Genomic DNA, 22,063 nt, shown 5'->3' on the forward strand with positions numbered 1-22,063 from the left:
AGGAGACAATGAAGGAGTGACAGAAATGGCTGAAAAACAACACTATATGACGTTAGACGGAAAAGCGAAAATCGAGAATGAATTAAACGAACTGAAGACGGTACGCCGTAAAGAAGTCGTGGAAAATATTAAGATTGCTCGTGATTTCGGTGACTTGTCAGAAAACGCGGAATATGACGCGGCGAAAGAAGAACAAGCGATGGTCGAAGGACGAATCGCTCAATTAGAAGAAATGCTCCGCAATGCGGTCATCATCCAAGATGATGCAGGCGACAACTCGATTGTCTCAATCGGGAAAACGGTCACATTCTTCATTCAAGAAGACAATGAAGATGAAACGTACACAATCGTCGGTGGCGCAGAGGCCGATCCGTTCACAGGGAAAATTTCGAACGAATCACCAATCGCGAAGGCGCTTCTTGGACGTACGATCGGAGATGTCGTCACGGTACAAACACCGGGCGGCGACATGATTGTCGAAATCAAAGAAATCAAATAATGCGAAGAGCGATTTCCTTTTTGGAAGTCGCTCTCTTTCTGAGGAGGAATCGGAATGAAGGTTGGAATTATCGGTGCGATGGAAGAAGAAGTGAACTTGCTTCGGAACGAGTTGACAGAACGGGTAGACACAGAGATCGCTAACTATCACTTTTATGAAGGGTACCTGGGCAACATGCAAGTCGTCATCTTGAAGTCAGGCATCGGCAAAGTCAATGCCGCCATCGGGACGACATTGTTGATCGATAAATTTAAGCCGGATGTAGTCATCAATACCGGTTCTGCAGGTGGGTTCAAAAAAGGAATGAAAGTCGGGGACGTCGTCGTCTCGACAGAAGTTCGCCACCACGACGTCGATGTGACGGCGTTCGGATATGAATATGGTCAAGTACCAGGCATGCCACCTGCCTATGAGGCGGATGCAAAACTAATCAGTGTCTGTAAAGACGTGATTGAAAATCTACCGGATGTGAACGTTCACCAAGGATTGATTGTGACAGGTGATTCATTCATTAACGATTCGAGACGCGTGTCCGAAATTCTTGGGCATTTTGATGGTGTCGCTGCAGTTGAAATGGAGGCTGCACCGATCGCCCAAACGTGCTATCAATTTGGCGTCCCATTCGTTGTCACCCGTTCGATTTCAGACAGTGCGGATGAAGAAGCGAACTTATCGTTTGATGAGTTCTTAGAGACGGCCTCGATTAATTCTGCGAAGATGGTCATGGCCGTCACAAAGCGTTTAGAACAATCTTGACCAAGTCATACCGAGGAGGATGCATTGACATCCTCTTTTTATTCCCTTATATTAGTACCAGATACTAAGAATAGGGGTCGACGATATGAATATTGGAATCATCGGCATCGGATCGTTCTTACCGGACAATCGGGTGACAAATATCGATTTAGAAAAACGAATGGATACGAGCGATGAATGGATTCGTACACGTACGGGCATCGAGGCACGTCATTTGGCTGAAGGTGATGTAACCGTCGCAGATATGGCGACACGTGCCGCAGAACGGGCTTTACTGAGCGCGGGCGTCACAATCGATGAGATTGAAGCGATTGTCTGTGCAACAGCTACGGCGCCGGCCTTCCCGGCAACCGCATGTGTGGTTCAAGCGAATCTGGGTGCGAAAGCCGCTGTCGCCTTTGATGTGAGCGCTGCATGTAGCGGGTTTATCTTCGCGATGGACACTGCCAAGAGTTTAATGGATTCAAAAGGGTTCAAGAAGACGCTTGTCATTGGAGCTGAGAAGATGGGTAGCCTGATTGATTGGGAGGACCGGTCGACGGCCGTCCTCTTCGGAGACGGGGCAGGAGCTGTCGTACTTGGGGAAGATGACATCGCATCGCTTGACTCGTTCGTACTCGGAAGTGACGGAACGGGTGGAAAACATTTGTATGAAAATGATGAAGGTAAAATTGTCATGAACGGTCGCGAAGTTTTCAAGTTCGCGGTTCGAAAAATGCCGGAAATCGTGCTTGAGGCGTTAGACAAAGCCGATAAGACGTTGGAAGACCTTGACGTCCTCGTTCCACACCAGGCGAACCGTCGAATCATCGATGCCGCAATGGAACGTTTACACTTAGAAGAAGAGAAAGTGGTCATGACCATTCAAGACCATGCGAATACATCAGCAGCATCCATTCCACTGGCTTTGGCCGAAGCGGTCAAGTCTGGCAAAATCCAAGATGGACAAACGGTCGTCATCGCAGGGTTTGGTGCCGGGCTCACTTGGGGGGCTAGCTGTCTGACATGGAATCACGCAACCATTACGGAGGGGAATCATTTATGAAACGAGTAGTAGTGACAGGATTAGGAGTCGTATCGCCATTAGGGAACGATGTTTCAACAATGTGGGATCGCCTGTTAAAAGGGGATAACGCCATCGATACGTTGACGAAAATTGACATCAGCCAATACCCGGCCAAAGTCGGGGCGGAAGTGAAGGAGTGGAGTATCGAACATTTGGTCGAGCCTAAGGAAGCACGCAAGATGGACTCGTTCATTCAATACTCACTTCTTGCCGCAGATGCTGCGCACAAAGATAGTGGTCTTGATGTAAAAGCAATCGCCGACAAAGTCGGAACATGGATTGGGAGCGGGATTGGTGGGGTCGAGACGATCGACAAACAATCCGTTGTTCTCCATGAACGTGGGCCACGTCGCGTCAGTCCGTTCTTTATTCCCATGATGATTCCGAACATGGCAAGTGGACAAGTTTCTATTTATCTCGGAGCAAAAGGACCGAGCAACTGTTCTGTGACAGCTTGTGCGTCAGGGACGAACTCCATCGGAGAAGCATTCCGAGTCATTCAACGAGGCGATGCCATTGCGATGTTCGCCGGTGGAGCGGAAGCACCAATCACACCACTCTCATTCGCGGGATTCTGCTCGAACAAAGCCCTTTCGACCAATCCGGACCCGAACACGGCGTGCCGTCCGTTCGATGAAAACCGTGACGGGTTTGTCATGGGTGAAGGAGCCGGGGTACTCGTCTTAGAGGAGTATGAACATGCGAAAGCACGTGGTGCGAAAATGTACGCTGAAGTCGTCGGGTATGGGATGAGTTCGGATGCTTACCATATCACGGCACCGTCACCAGAAGCGGAAGGCGGTTCAAAAGCGATGCATGAAGCGATTCGGGATGCCGGAATCACGCCGGAAGATGTTCAATATATCAACGCACATGGAACGAGCACACCACTCAATGATATGCTCGAGACGAAAGCGATTCGTCGTGTGTTCGGGGAACATGCCGACAAGCTTGCCGTCAACTCATCGAAATCGATGATCGGTCACCTTCTCGGTGGAGCCGGGGGAGTTGAAGCTGTCATCACGGCACTTTCGATTCATGAAGGAAAGATTCATCCGACAATCAACTGTGAGTCACCAGCGGAAGATTGTGATTTAGATTATGTTCGTGAAGGAAATCGGGAACTTGACATTCAGTATGCACTCAGTAACTCACTAGGCTTCGGGGGCCACAATGCGACGCTTGCATTTGCGAAAGTGACGAACTGACGGTAGAAATATCATTCAAAAAAGGTTAGGGTATAAGGGTTGGTCTAACAGAAAGGAGCGCAACGAATGAAAAAGAAATTATTCATCGTGGCCGCCTTGTTAGGTTCAGTCCTTATCCTTTTTTTATTTATTTGGAACGAACAACGAGAGCAGTCGCGCAAACTATTACCACCAGAAGAACAAACCATTACGATTCATGGGGAATCCCTTCCGACTCAACCGGACGTCATGCTCGCGATTGACCCGGCATCCCAAACGGTATTGTCACATCTATATGAAGGACTCTATCGGTTCGGCGCAGATGGGGAGATTGAACCGGGACTCGTCGAGAAGTTAGAACGATCTGAAGACGGAACGGTCTATACATTCACATTGAAAGAAAGTGTGACGACAGAAGGGAATGCGATTACTGCCCAAACGTTTGTCGACCATTTCCGTAAACTTGTCGATGATGAAACCAATTCTCCGTTCAGCTTCTTGCTCGCCGATGTCAAAGCCGCAAAAGAAATTGGACTCGGTCAAGAGGAACCGGAATCGTTAGGTGTCAAAGCAATTGATGATCAAACGCTTGAATTGACACTGATTCGACCGATGGAAGGATTCGAACAGGTTCTAGCAATGCCTGCATTTTTACCGCAGTCTTCGGTGAAGGCATGGGAAGAATTAGAAACAAACGGTCCATTTAAAATGGGGACAATCGGTGATACGAAAGTCTCGTTACATAAAAACGAAACGTATCGTGAAGCTGAGAAGGTTACGCTTGAAACGATTACGATCAAGAATGAACCGAACTTGACGGAGGCAAAAGGGATGCAACCCGTCCCATATGATTTTGATGTCTCATCTGTTGATGAAGAAGTCATGTCAGTAAAAGACAGTCCGCGAAGTGGCGTCTTTTATTTAAAACCGAATGTTGAAAAAGCACCGTTTAATGACATGGCGTTTCGTCAAGCACTCGCGTTGACGCTTGAACGATCAGCAATCGAAGATTCCCTTGCCCGAGCAGAACAACCAACCGAACGGTTACTCGTCATCGATCAAAAAGATACTGTTGCACAATTAGAAGGGGACGCTGACCAATTGTTTGAATCAGTGAAGAAACGTCTGAAGAAAGACGAAATCGAAATCGAACTTCTTAGCTTTGTTGATGATGAAGCGCGTCAAATCTCCACAAATTTAAAGAAGAATTTGGAACAGTTGGATGGTTTGACCGTCAAGGTCCTCGAACTACCTCTCGGAGAAAAAGTTAGGAAAGAAGTCTCAGGAGACTATGTTTTCTCTTTATCAGGTTGGCAACCCGATTATCCGATGTTGTCCGCCTATTTAACTCAATTTGAAACAAACGATGTGCTGAATTCAAGTCGATATGCGAGTGAATCATATGACAAATTGATGAATCAGGCTCGTTCAACGGATCGGTTAGAAGAGCGAAATGAAATCTTGCGAAAAGCGGAAGCACAGCTGTTAGAAGAGGCGGTTGTTATGCCAATCTATCAAGCTGGTCGATCCTATTTGATTGAAAAAAGCTATGACAAAATCGGTTATCCGGTCATTGGTCCTTCGTACGTCCTAACCTTTTTAAAAAAATACGAAAATTGAGCTAAAAGCCCACCGCTGTAGGTGGGCTTTTAGACTATAGATAAAATTTTTTAGAAAAATCAAAATAAACACTTTGCAAAATTATCAGAATATTGTATTATTGCATCAACGGGATTTTGGTAACAAATACTGTCAGAAGAAATGACTGAATTTTCTACCATCATTCACTTCGTTAAAACGAAAAAATCAGGGGGTCATCGCAATGAATAAGAAAAAAGGTTTTGCTTTAGCAACTTCGGTTACACTTCTATCAAGTGCATTCCTAGCTGCATGTTCGACAGGGGACGACGAAAACGCATCAACAGACTCGAATCAAGGTAATGCAGATGAAGAGCAAGTCCTCAACTTGCTCGACAGCTCAGACATTCCTTCACTTAACCCAACACTCGCAACGGATGCCGTTTCGTTCAACGTTTTGAACAACGTAAACGAAGGTCTTTACCGTATGGATGAGAACGACGAGCCAACTCCTGGTGTCGCTGAATCTCACGAAGTTTCTGAAGACGGGAAAACATACACGTTCAAAATCCGTGAAGGTGCGACTTGGTCAAACGGGGAGCCTGTCACAGCGAACGACTTCGAATACGCTTGGAAAGAAGTACTCAACCCAGACAACGCTTCACAATATGCATACGTTATGTCAGTCATTGAAGGCGCAGAAGCGTACAACACTGGCGAAGGCGAGCGCGATGCTGTAGGCGTTAAAGCAATCGACGATCAAACTCTTGAAGTTAAATTGACAGCACCTGCTGACTACTTCCTCGGATTGACAAGCTTTGGTGTCTTCATGCCTAAACTTGAATCATTCGATACAGAGCAAGGCGAGAACTTCGGTACATCTGCAGAGACAACTCTCTACAACGGACCGTTCAAACTCGAAAGCTGGGAGCGCGAGCAAGGCTGGAAGATGGTTAAGAACGACGACTATTGGGATGCGGATGCAGTCAAACTTGACGAAATCAACGTCAAAGTCGTTAAAGAAGTATCAACAGGTGTTAACTTGTATGAAAACGGTGACGTGGACCGTACAGGCTTGACTTCTGAACTCGTTGCTCAATACCAAGACAACGAAGACTTCTCAACTGTAGTTGAACCAACAATCTTCTACCTCCAGTTCAACACGAAAGTGAAAGAACTCGACAACCAAAAAATCCGTAACGCGATTGACCGCGCTTATGACAAAACAGCGATCGCAGAAACTCTTCTTGCGAACGGTTCAATCCCTGCAAACTTCTTCGTACCAAAAGATTTCGCTACAGGTCCAGACGGAAAAGACTTCCGTGAAGGCAATGGCGACATCGGTGGCTACAACGTAGAAGAAGCACAAAAACTTTGGGAAGAAGGGCTCAAAGAGCTCGGAACAGACAAAGTTGAACTTGAACTTCTCAACTACGACTCAGAGTCTGCGAAGCAAATCGGTGAGTTCATCAAAGGTGAACTTGAGAAGAACCTTCCAGGTATGAGCGTTTCAATCAAGCAACAACCGTTCAACAACAAACTTGACCTTGAAAACAAAGGGGACTTCGAGTTTACGTTCGCTGGTTGGGGTCCTGACTATCAAGATCCAATGACATTCGTTGACCTCTTCGTCACAGACGGACCATACAACCGTGGTAAATGGTCGAACGAAGAGTTCGATAAACTCATTGCTGATGCGAAAGCAAGCACAGACCCAGCTGAGCGTTGGAAGCAAATGCAAGATGCAGAGAAAATCGTTCTTGATGAGAACGCGATCTCACCAGTTTACCAACGTGGTTCAGCTCGCCTCACGAAGCCATATGTTAAAGGAATCGTTGAGCACGCATTCGGTGCGGACTACTCTTACAAGTGGGCTTACATCGAAGGCAAACAATAATCCATTTAGTTTTCAAAAAGAGAGACAGGGACGCCTGTCTCTCTTTTTTGTGTGAAAAAAGAACTCTCACGTGGAGAGTTCTCTTGAAAACATTACTTTTTCACTTTGGCACGCTTGCGACTGAGTCCCATCGCTTTTTCAATTTTGGCGAGATTTTTATTCGCCACGGCCTCTGCCTTTTCACGGCCAGCATCGAGGATTTCATCTAGTTCTGGTGAATCGATCAATTCGTGATAGCGAGTTTGAATCGGTTCGAGCAACGCAACGACCGCTTCTGCGACATCTTGTTTGAACATTCCGTAGTTTGAGTTCTCATACTGTTTGACGAGGTCGTCAATCGATGTCCCGGTAGAGAGAGAGTAAATTTCCAATAAGTTCGAGATGCCTGGTTTGTTATCACGATCGAACGTGATGATGCCGCTCGAGTCCGTGACGGCACTCTTGATTTTCTTACGGATGACATCCGGCTCATCGAGCATCGAGATATATCCTTTGGCGTTCGAATCCGATTTCGACATCTTTTTCACTGGATTGGTGAGCGACATGATCCGTGCGCCTTCTTTTTGAATGAGTGGCTCTGGCATCGTGAATGTCTCATAATATCGTTTATTGAAACGTTCCGCCAAATCACGAGTCAACTCGATATGTTGCTTTTGGTCGTCCCCGACTGGAACGAGTTCTGTATTGTATAACAAAATATCGGAGGCCATGAGCGTCGGGTAAACGAACAGCCCTGCGCCAACGTTCTCACTCCCTTGAGACTTGTCCTTATATTGCGTCATGCGGCCGAGTTCGCCCATTCCAGCGATACAAGTCAACATCCAGCCGAGTTGAGCGTGCGCTTTTACTTCAGATTGAACGAAGATTGTTGCTTTTTTAGGATCGAGGCCAGAAGCAAGATAGAGTGCCGCTAATTTTCGTGTGTTGTTCATGAGCTCAACTCGATCGAGTTGAACGGTAATTGAATGTAAATCGACGATACAGTAATAGGCATTGTTGTCGTCTTGCAAGTCGACGAATTGTTTCATCGCGCCAAGATAGTTACCGAGCGTCACGACGCCGGTCGGTTTGATACCAGAAAAAATCGTTGCCATGTGTATACACCTCCGAAAAATATAAAAAAACCGCAGTCGTCCTCCCGAAAAAAATCGGGACGAATAACCGCGGTGCCACCCAAATTTGCATAAACTATGCCACTTGAACGCTATAACGGGCGTGAACCGTCTCGCCATACTACTGTTCAAGCGAGCCACTCCGAAGTCCATTCGTTCAAGACCTTATCATCTACTCGCAGCACCGTAGACTCTCTGGGGAAAAGGGATATCGAACTACTTGTCTTCTTCATTGTGTTCTTATTCTGAATCTAGTTTAGCATAGGTTTTGAATCACGAAAAGATTAAATCAATGCGACGAGAAAGGAAAGAATGACACTCCCAGTTCCGACATACACCCAATTCCATGCCTCTTTCTTTCGGTGTTGACGATCTTCCGGATCTTCCTCTTCGTCTTCTTCGTAATCTGCATCGATTTCTTTTAAACGCGCTCGTCGACTTCGCTTAAATCCATACATGATTCCATCAAATAAACCCGTCGCACTCATATGCGAAAACATTCCAATCGCAAAGGTCAGGATACCTGAAACAAATAAGCCGCCGCTTAAATGAAACAGGACGGTCTCGCTTCGGTAATACGAAAAAATCGACCAAACGGTATAAAGAAGGGTAACAATCCCCCAAACAATTAATATATTTCGAAACTTTTTCAACGGTGTAATCTCCTTTCGAACTTTGAGAAGGAATGGTTTACCATCCCGTGTTTCTTCTATGATACTAGGAAGCTAGGGGAGAAAGCGAGTAAGAAATGTGGATGAATGATAGCGTTTTATTCAGCAGTTGACAATTTGATTAAAAATTTCTTACAATAGCCCTAACGTTCTTTCGTCGAATACTTTATGAAATATTCAGAAAATTAAAGAAAAAGTAAGATGTTCATTCGACGATCGGCTAGCTTTTCAATACGAAAGGGGAAATCGCAATGAAGAAAAAATCGATTTTGCTCATGATGACAATCATCTTGGCACTCGGTTCAGTTCTCGCGGCTTGTTCGACAGGCGGAGACTCTGATGGCGGCGGTTCTTCAAACGGAGAAAAAGTTCTTCGCTTGACAGATACGTCAGACATCACAACAGCCGATCCGGCACTCGCTACAGATGCGGTCGCATTCAACTTGATCGCCAACACAATGGAAGGTCTTTACCGTCTTGATAAAGATGGGAATGCCGTACCGGCTCTCGCTGAAGGCGAACCAGAAGTAAACGAAGATGAAACGGTTTATACGTTCACACTTCGTGATGCTGAATGGTCAAACGGTGAACCAGTAACAGCGAACGACTTCGTTTACGCTTGGCAACGTGCAGTCGATCCTGCGACGGGATCACAGTATGCATACATCATGAACACAATTAAAAACGCTGAAGCCATCAACACAGGTGATACACCGAAAGAAGAGCTTGGTGTAAAAGCGGTTGATGAAAAGACACTTGAAGTAACGCTTGAGCGTCCAGACCCATCATTCCTTTCACTTACTTCATTCGGTACATTCACACCGATCAATGAAGCATTCGCTACGGAAAAAGGGGAAGACTTCACGACAGGTCCTGAAAATCTTCTCTACAACGGTCCGTTCACATGGACTAAATGGGATCGTGAACAAGGTTATGTCTTAACAAAGAACGAATCTTATTGGGATGCTGAAAATGTTGCCCTCGATTCAGTTGATGTGAAAGTTGTAAAAGAAACATCGACAGTCGTTAACTTGTACGAAGCAGGAGACGTAGATTACGCAGGTCTCGCGTCAGAACAAGTTGCAGCCTTCCAAGAAGACGAGGACTATAACACAGGACTTCGTTCTGCAATCGGATACTTCAAGTTCAACCACGAAGATGAAATCTTCAAAAATGTTGATGCTCGTAAAGCAATCGCTCGTGCGGTTGACCCATCAGGGATCATCGACCAACTCTTGAACAACGGTTCTGTAGCAACGACTTCATTCATCCCGAAAGAATTCATCAAGTATGAAGACGGAACGGATTACACTGAAGGCGCTGAATATTTCAAAACTGATGCTGCTGAAGCTTCTTCACTTTGGGAAAAAGCAACAGGTGGTAAAGCGACAACAATCGAACTTCTCTCATTTGATAGTGAAGTATCGAAACAAATCTCTGAGTACATGAAAGGACAAATTGAGTCGAACTTGCCGAACGTAACGGTCGAAATCGCTCAACAACCTTTCAACAACAAACTTGATCGCGAAGCAAAAGGTGACTACCAAATGTCATTCGCACTTTGGGGACCTGACTACCAAGATCCGCTTACAAACCTCGGGATCTTCACGTCAAACAATGGTCAAAACGATATTAACTACAAATCAGATGCTTATGACAAGTTGATTGACGAAGCATCTGCTGAAACGAACGTAGATGCACGTTACGACAAGTTCAAAGAAGCAGAATCTCTCTTGATTGAACAAGATCAAGCAATCATGCCAATCTACCAGGCTGGTGTGGCGTACTTGATCCGTCCAAACATCGAAAACTTTAACCGTCAATTGTTCGGTGCTGATTACCAGTACAAATACGTTGATATCAAGTAATGGAATGAGGGGGCATGCGAACTGCATGTCCCCAATTTTCTAAAAAATTCTCTAGAAGTAAGAGAAAGTACTGTTCAAATGTTTTGTTGGTAAAGTATAATGTAGTAACAGTGAAAATTCAGAATAATCTTTGAAAAGAATATTCTTTGTTTTCAGCCGCTGTACTAAGAGCCTTGAGATGACGTATATCTTTATCTTTCAGAAAATTCCTTTCATTTTGTGAATTTGAAAAATAGGTCATATGTCATAGTAAAGCTGTTGGTGCAAGTAGTAGAAAGAATTAGACAAAAAACAGGGGGTTTTTATTCATGGGACGTTATATCCTACAACGGCTGACTTACGGCCTCATCACGTTCTTCTTGATTGCCACGTTCACGTTCTTCCTGATGGACCTGCTCCCAGGTTCGCCATATCAAAACCAGGAAAAACTGACAGAATCACAAATTCAATTATTGAATGACCGTTACGGACTCAATGATCCGCTTCCGGTCCGTTATGCCACGTACATCGGAAACATGCTACAAGGTGACCTTGGAGTGTCATTCCGTACTGCGAACCGTCCAGTAACTGATTTGATTTTGGAACGTATTGGTCCATCGGCACAATTAGGGCTCCAGGCATTAGTTCTTGGAACGCTATTAGGTGTATTGTTGGGTGTTGTGGCAGCGATTCGTCACAATACAGCCGTTGACTATGGTGCGATGTTCGTATCTGTAATCGGGATTTCTGTCCCATCGTTCGTATTTGCAGCCCTTCTACAGTACTATGTAGGTGTCAAATTGCAGTTGCTCCCGGTAGCATTCTGGGATTCACCAGCACATACCATTTTACCGACAATCTCGCTTTCTCTCGGTGTAACCGCATCGATTGCCCGTTTTGTACGTACTGAGATGCTTGAGGTTACCGGACAAGACTACGTGACTTTGGCCAAGGCAAAAGGACTTAGTGGAAACGCAATCGTATGGAAGCACATGGTGCGTAACGCGATGATTCCGGCAATCACGATCTTAGGACCGTTGACGGCCGCTCTTTTGACAGGTACATTCGTCATCGAGAAAATCTTTGCCGTACCGGGCCTCGGAGAATTGTTTGTCACGTCAATTACATTGAATGACTATACCGTGATCATGGGTACGACACTCTTCTTCTCGGCTGTCTTCATCTTGATTATCTTACTAGTCGACTTGCTATACGGCGTTGTTGACCCACGTATTCGTCTTGGGGGGAATAACTGATGATTGAAAACAAAAAGAATTTCGAACAGTTTGACCAAGACATGTTCACACCTGTAAAAATGAATGAACAGCTTGGCGAACGCATTGCAGGAAAAAGCTTAAACTTTTGGCAAGATGCATGGTTGCGCTTAAAGAAAAACAAAGCAGCGATCGTCTCGCTTTCGATTATTTTAATTCTCGTATTGCTCTCGCTCTTTGGACCTATGCTCTCGGGACGTGACGCATACGAACAAAATATTTCACAAGCAAAACTTCCGCCTAAAGTCACAGGTCTCGAATGGGCTGGATTTGACGGAATGGCAACACTCGGTGGAAAAGAGATCGATTTTTACGAACAGAAAAGTGTAGAAGAAAACTTCTGGTTCGGTACTGACTATCTCGGTCGTGATCTTTGGTCACGTATTTGGGAAGGGACACGTATTTCACTCTTCATCGGGTTAATGGCTGCGATCATCGATACATTGATTGGGGTCGCATATGGTGGAATCTCGGCTTACTTCGGTGGTCGTACAGATAACATCATGCAACGGATTGTTGAGATTTTAACGGGTGTACCAAACTTGATTCTCATCATTCTCTTCATCTTGATCTTTGACCCAGGTGTCTTTACGATCATCTTGGCGATGGCCATCACAGGGTGGATTGGGATGAGCCGACTCGTTCGTGGTCAGATTTTGAAACTCAAAAACCAAGAATTCGTTTTGGCTGCACGTACACTCGGTGCTTCAAGCATGCGTTTGATTTTCAAGCACTTGATTCCAAACACATTAGGTGCCATCATCATCACACTTATGTTCACGATTCCATCTGCCATCTTCTTCGAGGCATTCCTCAGCTTTATCGGGATCGGGCTTCAACCGCCACAGGCATCACTTGGTACGTTGATTAACGATGGATACAAAGAACTACGGACATTCCCGTTCCTTCTTGTCATCCCATCGGTCATCATCGTCTTGCTCATGGTCAGCTTCAACTTGCTTGCCGATGGCTTGCGTGATGCGTTCGATCCGAAAATGCGTAAATAATATAAACAGAGGGGGACTCGTGCATGGAAACGATTTTATCAGTCCGAGACTTAGAGGTCTCGTTCCACACATATGCCGGAACGGTTCAAGCCGTCCGCGGTGTTTCGTTTGATTTAAAAAAAGGCGAGACGCTTGCCATCGTAGGAGAATCGGGTTCAGGTAAATCCGTTACGTCGAAGGCAATCATGCGTCTCATTCCGAACCCTCCAGGTGAAATCACGAACGGAGAAATCATGTTCGAAGGAAAAGACTTGGCGAAGCTTTCGGAAAAAGAAATGTTAAAAATTCGTGGTCGCGATATCGCAATGATCTTCCAAGATCCAATGACATCACTTAACCCAACGATGACGATTTATAAACAAATCGCAGAAGGGTTGAAACAGCACCAAGGATTGACTGGTGAAGATGCGAAGAAACGTACGCTCGAACTTCTCACGCTTGTAGGGATTCCAAACCCAGAAGCGCGTTTAAAACAATATCCACACCAACTTTCTGGTGGGATGCGTCAACGGATCGTTATCGCGATTGCACTTGCGTGTAATCCAAAAGTATTGATTGCCGATGAACCGACAACGGCACTTGATGTTACGATTCAAGCGCAGATTCTTGAATTGTTGAAAGACATTCAACAAAAGACGGGTACAGCGATTATCTTCATCACGCATGACCTTGGTGTTGTTGCGAACATGGCTGACCGTGTTGCAGTTATGTATGCTGGGCGTCTTGTTGAAAAAGGGACGGTAGATGAGATTTTCTATGAGCCACGTCATCCGTATACATGGGGACTCCTCGGATCGATGCCGCGTCCGACAGATGACCGCAATGAAGCGTTACCGGCAATCCCGGGTACGCCTCCAAACTTGCTTGACCCTCCGAAAGGAGATGCGTTTGCACCGCGTAACCCTTACGCGATGAAGATTGATTTTGAGAAGGAGCCACCGATGTTCCAGGTAAGTGATACACACTTTGCTTCAAGTTGGTTATTGCACCCGCAAGCACCAGTAGTGAATCCGCCACGTGCGATTCGTGAACTCGCTCTCAAATATCGTCCGGACAGTGCGTTCGCTAAATCGTTTACGAAAGGTGGTGCTGAATAATGGAACGCGAGAAATTACTCGAGGTAAAAAACCTGAAGCAGCACTTTAAAATTGGCCGTGGCCGTGTCGTCAAAGCGGTAGACGGAATCACATTTGATATTTACAAAGGTGAAGTGCTCGGACTTGTAGGTGAGTCTGGTTGTGGGAAGTCGACGACAGGACGTACCATCATCGGTCTTTACGATGCGACTGATGGCGATGTCGTGTTCAAAGGCGAAAACGTACACGACAAAAAGTCGAAAGCAGACAAGTTGAAATTCAATCGTGCTATGCAAATGATCTTCCAAGACCCATACGCATCGCTTAACCCGCGTATGACGGTTGCCGATATCATCGCTGAAGGAATCGATATTCATGGTCTTGCGAAAACGAAAGAAGATCGCATGAACCGCGTATACGACCTTCTTGAAACTGTCGGTTTGACGAAAGAGCACGCTAGCCGTTACCCACACGAATTCTCAGGTGGTCAACGTCAGCGTATCGGGATTGCCCGTGCCCTTGCGGTTGAACCGGACTTCATCATCGCCGATGAGCCAATCTCGGCACTTGATGTCTCGATTCAAGCACAGGTCGTCAACTTGATGAAAGAATTGCAACGTGATCGCGATTTGACGTATTTGTTCATCGCCCATGACTTGTCGATGGTTAAATACATCTCTGACCGTATCGGTGTAATGTATCAAGGTCACCTTGTTGAGCTTGCGACAGCAGATCGTCTTTACGAAAACCCGATTCATGCGTATACGAAATCGCTTCTTTCAGCGATTCCGCTTCCAGACCCGGAGCATGAACGTACACGTAAACGGATTGTATATGAATCTACGTCGAAAGGTCCAGTTGGACGTTCAGATGAAGATTCAAGCATTCCGCCACTTCGCGAAGTCGAGCCAGGACATTTTGTTTCGCTCACGGACGAAGAGTACGAAGCGTATAAAGCACAACTCGTATAAACGTAAAAAATCCTGATCCCATAACTGGGTCAGGATTTTTTGTACAAAAAAATCACCAAGTGTAATAGGTGACGAATTAAGCGTTCGAAATACGTGGCAAGTTCGAGAGTCGTTCGACAATGGCATCGATTTGACGAACACGAGCCAAAGCATCTTCAATCTCCATTGTTTCATAGTGATGCAATCCACCTGGTTGTTCAACATACGTATCCGCATCGTGAACGAGTTGTTGAAGTGGCGTCCGTTGAATTCGGCTTGGTGGTAGATACGAATCAGTATGCAAGAGAATCATGACAGAAATCTCTTTGGCACGAGCAGGGTCTTCCCCGAGACGAATGAGTAATTTATGTGCCCGTTCCGCACCTTTAATTGCATGGATATCGTTTTGGCGATACAAATCATAATTCCATTTACCTTCTGTATACCATTCATAGTGGCCAATATCATGAAGTAGCGCAGCTTTCGTCGCTAAATCCGTATCGAGACCACGTTTCGTTGCCATTTCGAGAGCGCGTTCACATACATCGACTGCATGCTTTAAGCCAGATCGAGTCAAATATTTTTGGGTTACTGGGTGTTTCATAATGGTTTCTAATGTGATTCTCATCATCGCTCTCCTCCTTAAAAATAAAAAGGTTATTTCTATAAACTATACAGTTTTTTTTGAATCATTGCAAATGATATATGTGAAAATGAAAAAAGTACATGTAAGAATGATTCACATTTCACAAACGGATGTGCTATAATTTAGTTGTAGATATAGTGCAACTTCAAGATTTTCAGAATCGGTAATGCTCGGGTGGTTCTTTACGCTTTATGGGGGTGAGAGGCCATGAAAGAACGTGATAAGGTTCTACGAGAGAAGAAGAGACTTTTAAAAGAAGTGTTGAAGAAAAAGTTGAAAGACTTACAAGTTAAGCCAGGGAAAGAGACGGTGTCTCAACCGGTTTCTCGAATCCCTGCGTCTTAAGTTAGGTCGTTCAAGGTCGCATTCAACGAAGAATGCGTCCTCTTTTCTTATCCGATTGATAAAGAATATCATTGAAGTTTCAATAATTAAGAATTATTATAATTAAGTGGATGCGATTTTGGGTATACAAATAGAGTCACTAAAAAGATGGACGCATACTCGGTCAGGGAGGAAGAAAAATGGTCACACTATATACGTCTCCAAGCTGTACATCTTGCCGAAAGGCTCGAGCTTGGCTCGAAGAACATGATATCCCGTTTACAGAACGAAACATATTTTCAGAACCGCTCTCATTGAATGAGATTAAACAAATTTTACGCATGACAGAAGATGGCACAGATGAGATTATTTCGACTCGTTCTAAAGTCTTTTCTAAAATCGATGTGTCAGTTGATGCTCTTTCACTTCAACAATTGTATGATTTGATTCAAGAATATCCAGGGCTTTTACGCCGTCCGATTCTCATAGATGAGAAACGGTTACAAGTTGGATATAACGAAGATGAGATTCGTCGATTCTTGCCACGCAAAGTTCGGACATTCCAATTACAAGAAGCACAGCGACTTGTGAATGAATGAAAGCATACTGTCTAAGCAGTGTGCTTTTTATTATCGATTATTTCCTATAAAATAAAGATATAACCCTTCCTTTAGATTGAACGATTTCAAAAAGGGTACTAAGATAACAAGACATTTTCCCCTCTCCTCCTTATGTGAATTGGGAGCGAGGTGAGAAGGGAGTGGACAATCGTGAAAATTGAGCGCATCAATGACAATACCGTCAAATTTTTCATTACGTATGTAGATATCGAAAAACGTGGTTTCGCACGTGATGAAATATGGTACAACCGAGAACGTGGCGAGCAACTGTTCTGGCAAATGATGGACGAGGCTCACGAACGTGAAGATATCTCGTTTGATGGTCCACTATGGATTCAAGTCCAAGCTTTTGAAAAAGGTTTAGAAGTAACCGTTACTATTGCGAAAAATGTGATGGATAATGAAGATGATTCTGAACTCGGTTCGCTTCTTCGCTCAGCGATTGATGAAGCACGGGATCAACAATCAGTACTCGACCAATTGAGCGAACTAGACGAACTCGAAGCGGAAGCGGACGCTTGGGCACCACTCGCAATGGAAACAAATGATTTTGAAGCAATCATTTCACTGAGCAAACGTGCAGGTGACACGTACAGTGATTTGGATTTGAAACTATATCATTATCAAGACCGTTATTACTTGTGGGTGGAGTTCCCGGACGAAATGGAACCTGAAGACGAGGAGAACGCACTTAGTCTCTTGGCAGAATATTTATCGTTTAGTACACAGACGCAACCAATGCTTGAAGAGTATGGGAAACTCATTCTCGATGGCGACGTGTTTGCGAAAGTGCGTCACTATTTCTAATGATTCATCGCCTGTTCAATCGGACAGGCGATTTTTTCAAAAACGAAGGGTAAAGAGGTGTTGGTATGGTGAGACGAATTCGATTATTACTTGATGAGAGTGCATGGTTTGTTCCGTTCCTATATGGTGCAGGGGGAATCGTGCTTACAGCTTTGACGCAATTATTCGGTGATTTCTTCCGTGATTTGCTACCGGACTTTATTTATCTAGATTTAGATTCCGCTGCATCTGTATTATCTTCTACGTTCACAAGTCTCATGACGATGATGACATTCAGTTTTTCTACAATCTTAGTCGTCTTGACGACGTATTCTTCCCAATTTTCTCCGAGAACCATCAATAATTTTTTAACAAACACAGCCGCTAAGCACACGCTTGGTCTTTTTATCATGACGACGGTATATGGAATCTCCAATTTATTTCTTGTTCGTACGGCTGATGAAGGGGTCGTCTTGTCTTCGGGAATCAGCGTACTCTTGGTCATCGGTTCCATTTGGGCATTCGTGAAATTTATCCAGACGATCAGTATATCAATTCAGGCGGAACGTCTGTTATCAACATTACATAAAGAGGCCTTATCGGTGATTAGCGAGCAAAAAGATGCCATCGAGTCAGATGACGTTCATCTCGTATTACCTCGAACGGTTCATTCGTTCGAAGGAAAAGCACTTATGGCTCCTCAGACAGGGTATGTCCGCTTGTTCTTGCGAGAAAAGCAAGGCGACTGTGAAACGGACTTCGAATCCATCGTAGCTGTCGGAGATTTCGTCGCCAAAGGTGATTTGCTCGGATATTGGAAAGGCGAAGACGCGCCGGATATTGAACTGTTTGAGATTGGGGAAGTCCGCTCTTCGATGCAAGATCCGTCTTTCGCGATTGAAAAATTAAGTGAGATCGCACTACGAGGAATTTCACCTGGAATTAATGATCCGAATACAGCGATTCATGCCATTCATTACATCGGCGACATTTTGCGGGAACTTTGTGAATTGCCGGATGGCGATTTTCTCTATTCAAACGGGACGTCAGATTGGCATGTGAAACGTAAAGCGCTTGAAACGATTCTGTTTGAATCCTTGTCACCTATGCAGACATATGCGAGTCGAGATATCTTCGTGATGGGAGCTGTGTTCGAGGCGATCCGAATGGCCCGTCTAAAAGCACATGAAACATTAGATTCAACATTCAATGAGATGATTGATTATTTTGAAGATGTGATCGCGTGGGATGATTTACACTCGAAAGAAAAGCGCTATTTACAAAATAAGATGAATCGAGCAAAACAATTGAAGGCATAAATAGAGACCACCTTTTCAATGAAGAAGAGGTGGTCTCTATTCAAGAGAGGGTGTATCCGCCATCGACGGTAATGGCTTGTCCGTTAATATAGGTGGAGGCATCGGTCAATAAAAATTCAACGACGGGTGCGACCTCTTCAGGAAGAGCGGCATGTCCCCGGAAATGATGATTCATGGCTTCCTTGAATTTTGCTTCGCCCCCGTAGAGCTTGTGACTGAGCGGTGTATCGATCGGACCGAAACAAACGGCGTTGAATCGAACTTTTCCTTTCATACGATGTGCGAACGTTTTAGTCAGTGCGATGACAGCTGCCTTAGAAGCGGCATAATGAGCGAGCATCGGTGGGAATTTAACATGTCCCACGATGGCGGCGTTGTTGACGACGCTTGCACCGTGGTCAAACAAAGGGATGGCGCGCTGTGTGACCGTGTTAAGGGCATAAAGGTTGACGTCAAATACTTCCGTATAACTCTCATGTGTCAGCCGTTCAGGAGTGCCCGGTCTACCAAACGTGGCGGCATTGTTGAACAATCCGTTCAACGTCGCGCCTTGTTCTTTTAAATGGATAAAGAGACGGTCGATGTCTTCTGATGATGTGAGGTCACATCGAACGAACGTCGCTTGTCCATTTGAATCAGCCTCGAGTGCTGCGCCTCGAGCCTCATCACGACCGATTCCAAAGACATGATGTCCTTTTTCGGATAACTGTAAGGCGACGGCGCGTCCAATCCCGCTTGTCGCACCTGTTATTAGAAAAGTCCCCATAATTCATTCGCTCCCCTCAAAAAGTTGGCGTTAAGATGTATAATTAATGATAATACATGACAGAAACGAGGTCAGGTTATAATATGTTGCGACGCATACAAGTACTCTTTTCCCTTATTTTGCTCGCAGGACTCATTGCGATATTATCGTATTACTGGAGCTCACAAGTGATCGGGCTCTTCTCGATTCTCGTCTTTTTGACTACGTTCAGCATTTTGTTGGTGATTTTACTTGAAAATCGGAATCCACAGCGAACGCTCATTTGGGCAATCGTCATGATTGGATTTCCCGTCATCGGATTATTCGCCTATTTCGTATTCGGTCAGAATTATCGCCGGAAGCGAATGTTTAAAGAAAAAGCGATGCTCGATGAAGAGACGTACTTGGCCTATCGCCAAAAGGCGATGACATTGTCTCCTTCACTCATGTTCGCACATGACGACTATGAGAAGTTGCTGCATCTCACGTCTTCCTTGAACCAGCTACCTGTCTCGTCCAATACGTATACGCAGATATTAACGAACGGCCGAGAGAAGTTTTCGAAGCTAATCCCTGCTTTAAAAGGAGCATCGCGTCATATCCATCTTGAATATTATATCTTTCGAGAAGATCGTATTTCTCGGGAAATTCAGCAAATCTTAATTGAAAAAGCGAAGTCCGGGGTCGAGGTCCGATTTTTATATGATGCGGTCGGTTCGATTCACACGAGCGGTTCTTTCTTTGAAGAGATGAAGCAGGCAGGAGTTCAAGTGAAGGCGTTCTTTCCGGTCGTCCTTCCGCTCGTGTCGAGTAAGACGAACTATCGAAATCATCGTAAGATCGTCGTGATTGATGGCACGGAGGCATTCACGGGTGGCTTGAACGTCGGAGATGAATATTTAGGCGAACACTCTAAGTTTGGTTTTTGGCGAGATACCCACCTTTACGTCAGAGGAGAAGGGGTGTCTGAGCTACAATTGATCTTCTTGCAAGATTGGTACTACATGACGGGAGAACGCCTGTTCACTCCGTTTTATTTAGAACCGCTTGAAACGGTACGAAGCGCGAGCGGAGGTGTTCAAATCGTAGCGAGTGGACCGGATGAACCATATGAGACGATGAAATCCATATACTTTTCGCTCATCAATGCTGCGAAAAAGTCCGTCTATATTTCGTCGCCTTATTTGATTCCAGATGAAGACATCATGAGTGCCTTAAAGACGGCGTCATTATCAGGAATTGATGTCCGCATCGTCTTGCCGAGCTATCCGGATCATAAGATTGTTTTCTACGCGAGTCGATCCTATTACGAAGAGCTGTTACTCGCTGGGGTGAAAATCTATCTCTACGAGAAAGGATTCATGCATTCAAAAGTCATCGTCGTCGACGATGGATTGGCTACAATCGGGACGGCAAACATGGACTTCCGAAGCTTCCATTTGAACTTTGAGGTCAATGCACTTCTTTATAATACGAATTCCGTTCATCAGTTGAAACAAGACTTATATCATGATTTTGAAGGGTCTCACGAACTCGTCTTAGACGAATTCGCCAAGCGCTCATTCTTTATCAAACTCGTAGAATCATTGGCTAGAATGTTTTCACCACTATTGTGAGGGGGGAGCAAGTTGCGGTTTGCAATCGATCGGGAAGGGGATATCATTGATTCCTTTACATTAAATCGGATGCGAGCAGAGCAACTTGCTCCTTTTCGATGTCCGACTTGTCAGGAAATGTTGATTATGAAGCAAGGAGCGAAGCGACGGCTACATTTTGCGCATCTTCACACTTGCGGAAGAGCTGAATCCGTCCCGCATCATCAGGATAAATGGGCAGTATGCCAGTGGCTTCAAGAGAGGGGGTATCCTGTCGAGCAAGAGGTGACGATTGGGAATCGTCGAGCAGACGTTATCACCACGATAGATGGGAAGACCACCGTATTTGAGATTCAGGCGTCCCCATTACGACCGGAAGAGTATAACGAACGAACGATTGATTATAGACGCGCGGGGCTAGACGTGATTTGGCTCGCAAGCGGAATGGATTTGAAAATGAATCAATCTTTTCAACCGTGGATGCGCCTTGAACTCTCAAGAAGGCACATGCTTCTGACTGTAAACAATGGTTCGTTAGTACGTTTTAATGGTTTCCCCACTTCGATTAAATATGGACAAGGGAATTGGAATGTCACCTCTTCTGTGAAGACGATGCCATTTGAGGCATACTATCGATTTCACGCGCACGAGTGGATGGAGATGATTCGTCGTAACCGGATGACGCCACTCTATCCTTCTCCTCAGAATCGGAATCTGATCTTAAATCGACTCTATCCACTCGGTCTACTTCCATCACTTTTACCATCTGGCTGTTATCTCCCGCTCACATCGCTATGGGGAGTTCGGATTCATCCGATCGCGTTTCAGACCGTCCTGTATTTGAATCGGTACGAGTCACCAAAGGATTCAGTCGAATGGAGTATTGAAAAGACATGTCGTCAGTTTGGAGTGACACCGACAAGCGACTTTTCCCAGTCGTTTCATGTACAATGGAAACAACTCTTGAATGCATGTCGTCTATCTTGTGACGTCAGGTCATGGCCGCTTCCACATTCATATGAAGAAGCGAGATATCAAGATACACGCATGTTTCAAGGACTTCAGCGATTGATTGATCAATCGACTTAACTAGCACAAGGGGAGTGTA

Annotated in this window: 21 protein-coding genes and 1 other annotated feature; of the genes, 17 read left to right on the plus strand and 4 right to left on the minus strand. The window is 45.0% G+C overall.

Going from position 1 to position 22,063, the window contains the following annotated elements; all coding sequences use genetic code 11:
* The first annotated feature begins 25 nt into the window (after window positions 1-25).
* The 6 genes from greA to KNO66_RS01575 all read left to right on the plus strand — a co-directional run bounded on the left by greA (window position 26) and on the right by KNO66_RS01575 (window position 6,983).
* Window positions 26-499 (plus strand): transcription elongation factor GreA, encoded by a 474-nt coding sequence (gene greA / locus KNO66_RS01550; RefSeq protein WP_214739784.1) that lies wholly within the window; start codon window positions 26-28, stop codon window positions 497-499.
* A 54-nt stretch (window positions 500-553) separates the two neighbouring features.
* Window positions 554-1,255, plus strand: coding sequence for a 5'-methylthioadenosine/S-adenosylhomocysteine nucleosidase (gene mtnN, locus KNO66_RS01555; RefSeq protein WP_214739786.1), 702 nt, complete (start codon window positions 554-556; stop codon window positions 1,253-1,255).
* An 85-nt stretch (window positions 1,256-1,340) separates the two neighbouring features.
* A complete protein-coding gene (locus tag KNO66_RS01560) occupies window positions 1,341-2,300 on the plus strand; it encodes a beta-ketoacyl-ACP synthase III (RefSeq protein ID WP_214739788.1) in 960 nt (319 codons plus the stop codon).
* A complete protein-coding gene (fabF, locus tag KNO66_RS01565) occupies window positions 2,297-3,529 on the plus strand; it encodes a beta-ketoacyl-ACP synthase II (RefSeq protein ID WP_214739790.1) in 1,233 nt (410 codons plus the stop codon). The genes KNO66_RS01560 and fabF overlap by 4 nt, the downstream gene beginning before the upstream one ends.
* Before the next feature lie 66 nt (window positions 3,530-3,595).
* Window positions 3,596-5,128, plus strand: coding sequence for a peptide ABC transporter substrate-binding protein (locus KNO66_RS01570; RefSeq protein WP_214739792.1), 1,533 nt, complete (start codon window positions 3,596-3,598; stop codon window positions 5,126-5,128).
* 202 nt (window positions 5,129-5,330) lie between these two features.
* The gene (locus KNO66_RS01575; RefSeq protein ID WP_214739794.1) at window positions 5,331-6,983 is read left to right on the plus strand and encodes a peptide ABC transporter substrate-binding protein; all 1,653 of its coding nucleotides are present in this window, start codon (window positions 5,331-5,333) and stop codon (window positions 6,981-6,983) included.
* Between the two features lie 92 nt (window positions 6,984-7,075).
* Here KNO66_RS01575 and trpS read toward each other — a convergent pair whose 3' ends face one another.
* Window positions 7,076-8,077, minus strand: a complete 1,002-nt coding sequence (gene trpS, locus KNO66_RS01580) for a tryptophan--tRNA ligase (RefSeq protein WP_214739797.1) — start codon at window positions 8,075-8,077, stop codon at window positions 7,076-7,078.
* 52 nt (window positions 8,078-8,129) lie between these two features.
* Window positions 8,130-8,337, minus strand: a binding site (T-box leader).
* 42 nt (window positions 8,338-8,379) lie between these two features.
* Entirely contained in the window at window positions 8,380-8,748 is a 369-nt protein-coding gene (locus tag KNO66_RS01585; protein WP_214739799.1) for a DUF3899 domain-containing protein, read from the minus strand.
* A 269-nt stretch (window positions 8,749-9,017) separates the two neighbouring features.
* Here KNO66_RS01585 and KNO66_RS01590 point away from each other — a divergent pair, with 269 nt between their 5' ends.
* From KNO66_RS01590 to KNO66_RS01610, 5 genes are all read left to right on the plus strand, one after another.
* On the plus strand, window positions 9,018-10,634 hold the full coding sequence (locus KNO66_RS01590; RefSeq protein ID WP_214739801.1) for a peptide ABC transporter substrate-binding protein: 1,617 nt from the start codon (window positions 9,018-9,020) through the stop codon (window positions 10,632-10,634).
* A 308-nt stretch (window positions 10,635-10,942) separates the two neighbouring features.
* A complete protein-coding gene (opp3b, locus tag KNO66_RS01595; protein ID WP_214739803.1) occupies window positions 10,943-11,869 on the plus strand; it encodes an oligopeptide ABC transporter permease in 927 nt (308 codons plus the stop codon).
* Complete coding sequence (gene opp3C, locus KNO66_RS01600; protein WP_483299180.1) at window positions 11,869-12,894, plus strand: oligopeptide ABC transporter permease; 1,026 nt, start codon at window positions 11,869-11,871, stop codon at window positions 12,892-12,894. Before opp3b ends, opp3C begins: the two co-directional genes overlap by 1 nt.
* Before the next feature lie 23 nt (window positions 12,895-12,917).
* Window positions 12,918-13,991, plus strand: coding sequence for an ABC transporter ATP-binding protein (locus KNO66_RS01605; protein ID WP_026826410.1), 1,074 nt, complete (start codon window positions 12,918-12,920; stop codon window positions 13,989-13,991).
* Window positions 13,991-14,941 (plus strand): ABC transporter ATP-binding protein, encoded by a 951-nt coding sequence (locus KNO66_RS01610; protein WP_214739805.1) that lies wholly within the window; start codon window positions 13,991-13,993, stop codon window positions 14,939-14,941. Before KNO66_RS01605 ends, KNO66_RS01610 begins: the two co-directional genes overlap by 1 nt.
* A 76-nt stretch (window positions 14,942-15,017) precedes the next feature.
* On the opposite strand, the gene KNO66_RS01615 is transcribed toward KNO66_RS01610, so the two are convergent.
* A complete protein-coding gene (locus KNO66_RS01615) occupies window positions 15,018-15,551 on the minus strand; it encodes an HD domain-containing protein (RefSeq protein ID WP_214739807.1) in 534 nt (177 codons plus the stop codon).
* A gap of 222 nt (window positions 15,552-15,773) precedes the next feature.
* Here KNO66_RS01615 and KNO66_RS01620 point away from each other — a divergent pair, with 222 nt between their 5' ends.
* The 4 genes from KNO66_RS01620 to KNO66_RS01635 all read left to right on the plus strand — a co-directional run bounded on the left by KNO66_RS01620 (window position 15,774) and on the right by KNO66_RS01635 (window position 18,615).
* The gene (locus tag KNO66_RS01620; protein WP_015881216.1) at window positions 15,774-15,911 is read left to right on the plus strand and encodes a hypothetical protein; all 138 of its coding nucleotides are present in this window, start codon (window positions 15,774-15,776) and stop codon (window positions 15,909-15,911) included.
* 179 nt (window positions 15,912-16,090) lie between these two features.
* Window positions 16,091-16,489: a transcriptional regulator SpxA gene (spxA, locus tag KNO66_RS01625; RefSeq protein WP_015881217.1), complete on the plus strand. Its 399-nt coding sequence runs from the start codon at window positions 16,091-16,093 to the stop codon at window positions 16,487-16,489.
* 171 nt (window positions 16,490-16,660) lie between these two features.
* Window positions 16,661-17,317, plus strand: a complete 657-nt coding sequence (mecA, locus tag KNO66_RS01630) for an adaptor protein MecA (protein ID WP_214739810.1) — start codon at window positions 16,661-16,663, stop codon at window positions 17,315-17,317.
* A gap of 65 nt (window positions 17,318-17,382) precedes the next feature.
* Window positions 17,383-18,615, plus strand: coding sequence for a DUF2254 domain-containing protein (locus KNO66_RS01635; RefSeq protein ID WP_214739812.1), 1,233 nt, complete (start codon window positions 17,383-17,385; stop codon window positions 18,613-18,615).
* 40 nt (window positions 18,616-18,655) lie between these two features.
* Here the strand turns inward: KNO66_RS01635 and KNO66_RS01640 are convergent, their stop codons facing one another.
* Window positions 18,656-19,381, minus strand: a complete 726-nt coding sequence (locus tag KNO66_RS01640; RefSeq protein ID WP_214739814.1) for an SDR family NAD(P)-dependent oxidoreductase — start codon at window positions 19,379-19,381, stop codon at window positions 18,656-18,658.
* 83 nt (window positions 19,382-19,464) lie between these two features.
* Here KNO66_RS01640 and cls point away from each other — a divergent pair, with 83 nt between their 5' ends.
* Together cls and KNO66_RS01650 are read left to right on the plus strand one after the other, a co-directional pair.
* Window positions 19,465-20,976: a cardiolipin synthase gene (cls, locus tag KNO66_RS01645; RefSeq protein ID WP_214739816.1), complete on the plus strand. Its 1,512-nt coding sequence runs from the start codon at window positions 19,465-19,467 to the stop codon at window positions 20,974-20,976.
* Between the two features lie 12 nt (window positions 20,977-20,988).
* Window positions 20,989-22,044 carry a competence protein CoiA gene (locus KNO66_RS01650; RefSeq protein ID WP_214739818.1) on the plus strand — a complete coding sequence of 352 codons (1,056 nt, stop codon included), beginning with the start codon at window positions 20,989-20,991 and terminating at the stop codon, window positions 22,042-22,044.
* Window positions 22,045-22,063 lie beyond the last annotated feature (19 nt).

It is taken from the genome of Exiguobacterium sp. s48 (assembly GCF_018617395.1).
Taxonomy (GTDB): domain Bacteria; phylum Bacillota; class Bacilli; order Exiguobacteriales; family Exiguobacteriaceae; genus Exiguobacterium.

Coding starts and splice junctions, on each gene's coding strand:
- greA (WP_214739784.1), top strand. CDS start 26: ATGGCTGAAAAACAACACTATATGACGTTAGACGGAAAAGCGAAAATC.
- mtnN (WP_214739786.1), top strand. CDS start 554: ATGAAGGTTGGAATTATCGGTGCGATGGAAGAAGAAGTGAACTTGCTT.
- KNO66_RS01560 (WP_214739788.1), top strand. CDS start 1,341: ATGAATATTGGAATCATCGGCATCGGATCGTTCTTACCGGACAATCGG.
- fabF (WP_214739790.1), top strand. CDS start 2,297: ATGAAACGAGTAGTAGTGACAGGATTAGGAGTCGTATCGCCATTAGGG.
- KNO66_RS01570 (WP_214739792.1), top strand. CDS start 3,596: ATGAAAAAGAAATTATTCATCGTGGCCGCCTTGTTAGGTTCAGTCCTT.
- KNO66_RS01575 (WP_214739794.1), top strand. CDS start 5,331: ATGAATAAGAAAAAAGGTTTTGCTTTAGCAACTTCGGTTACACTTCTA.
- trpS (WP_214739797.1), bottom strand. CDS start 8,077: ATGGCAACGATTTTTTCTGGTATCAAACCGACCGGCGTCGTGACGCTC.
- KNO66_RS01590 (WP_214739801.1), top strand. CDS start 9,018: ATGAAGAAAAAATCGATTTTGCTCATGATGACAATCATCTTGGCACTC.
- opp3b (WP_214739803.1), top strand. CDS start 10,943: ATGGGACGTTATATCCTACAACGGCTGACTTACGGCCTCATCACGTTC.
- opp3C (WP_483299180.1), top strand. CDS start 11,869: ATGATTGAAAACAAAAAGAATTTCGAACAGTTTGACCAAGACATGTTC.
- KNO66_RS01605 (WP_026826410.1), top strand. CDS start 12,918: ATGGAAACGATTTTATCAGTCCGAGACTTAGAGGTCTCGTTCCACACA.
- KNO66_RS01610 (WP_214739805.1), top strand. CDS start 13,991: ATGGAACGCGAGAAATTACTCGAGGTAAAAAACCTGAAGCAGCACTTT.
- KNO66_RS01615 (WP_214739807.1), bottom strand. CDS start 15,551: ATGATGAGAATCACATTAGAAACCATTATGAAACACCCAGTAACCCAA.
- KNO66_RS01620 (WP_015881216.1), top strand. CDS start 15,774: ATGAAAGAACGTGATAAGGTTCTACGAGAGAAGAAGAGACTTTTAAAA.
- spxA (WP_015881217.1), top strand. CDS start 16,091: ATGGTCACACTATATACGTCTCCAAGCTGTACATCTTGCCGAAAGGCT.
- KNO66_RS01635 (WP_214739812.1), top strand. CDS start 17,383: ATGGTGAGACGAATTCGATTATTACTTGATGAGAGTGCATGGTTTGTT.
- KNO66_RS01640 (WP_214739814.1), bottom strand. CDS start 19,381: ATGGGGACTTTTCTAATAACAGGTGCGACAAGCGGGATTGGACGCGCC.
- cls (WP_214739816.1), top strand. CDS start 19,465: ATGTTGCGACGCATACAAGTACTCTTTTCCCTTATTTTGCTCGCAGGA.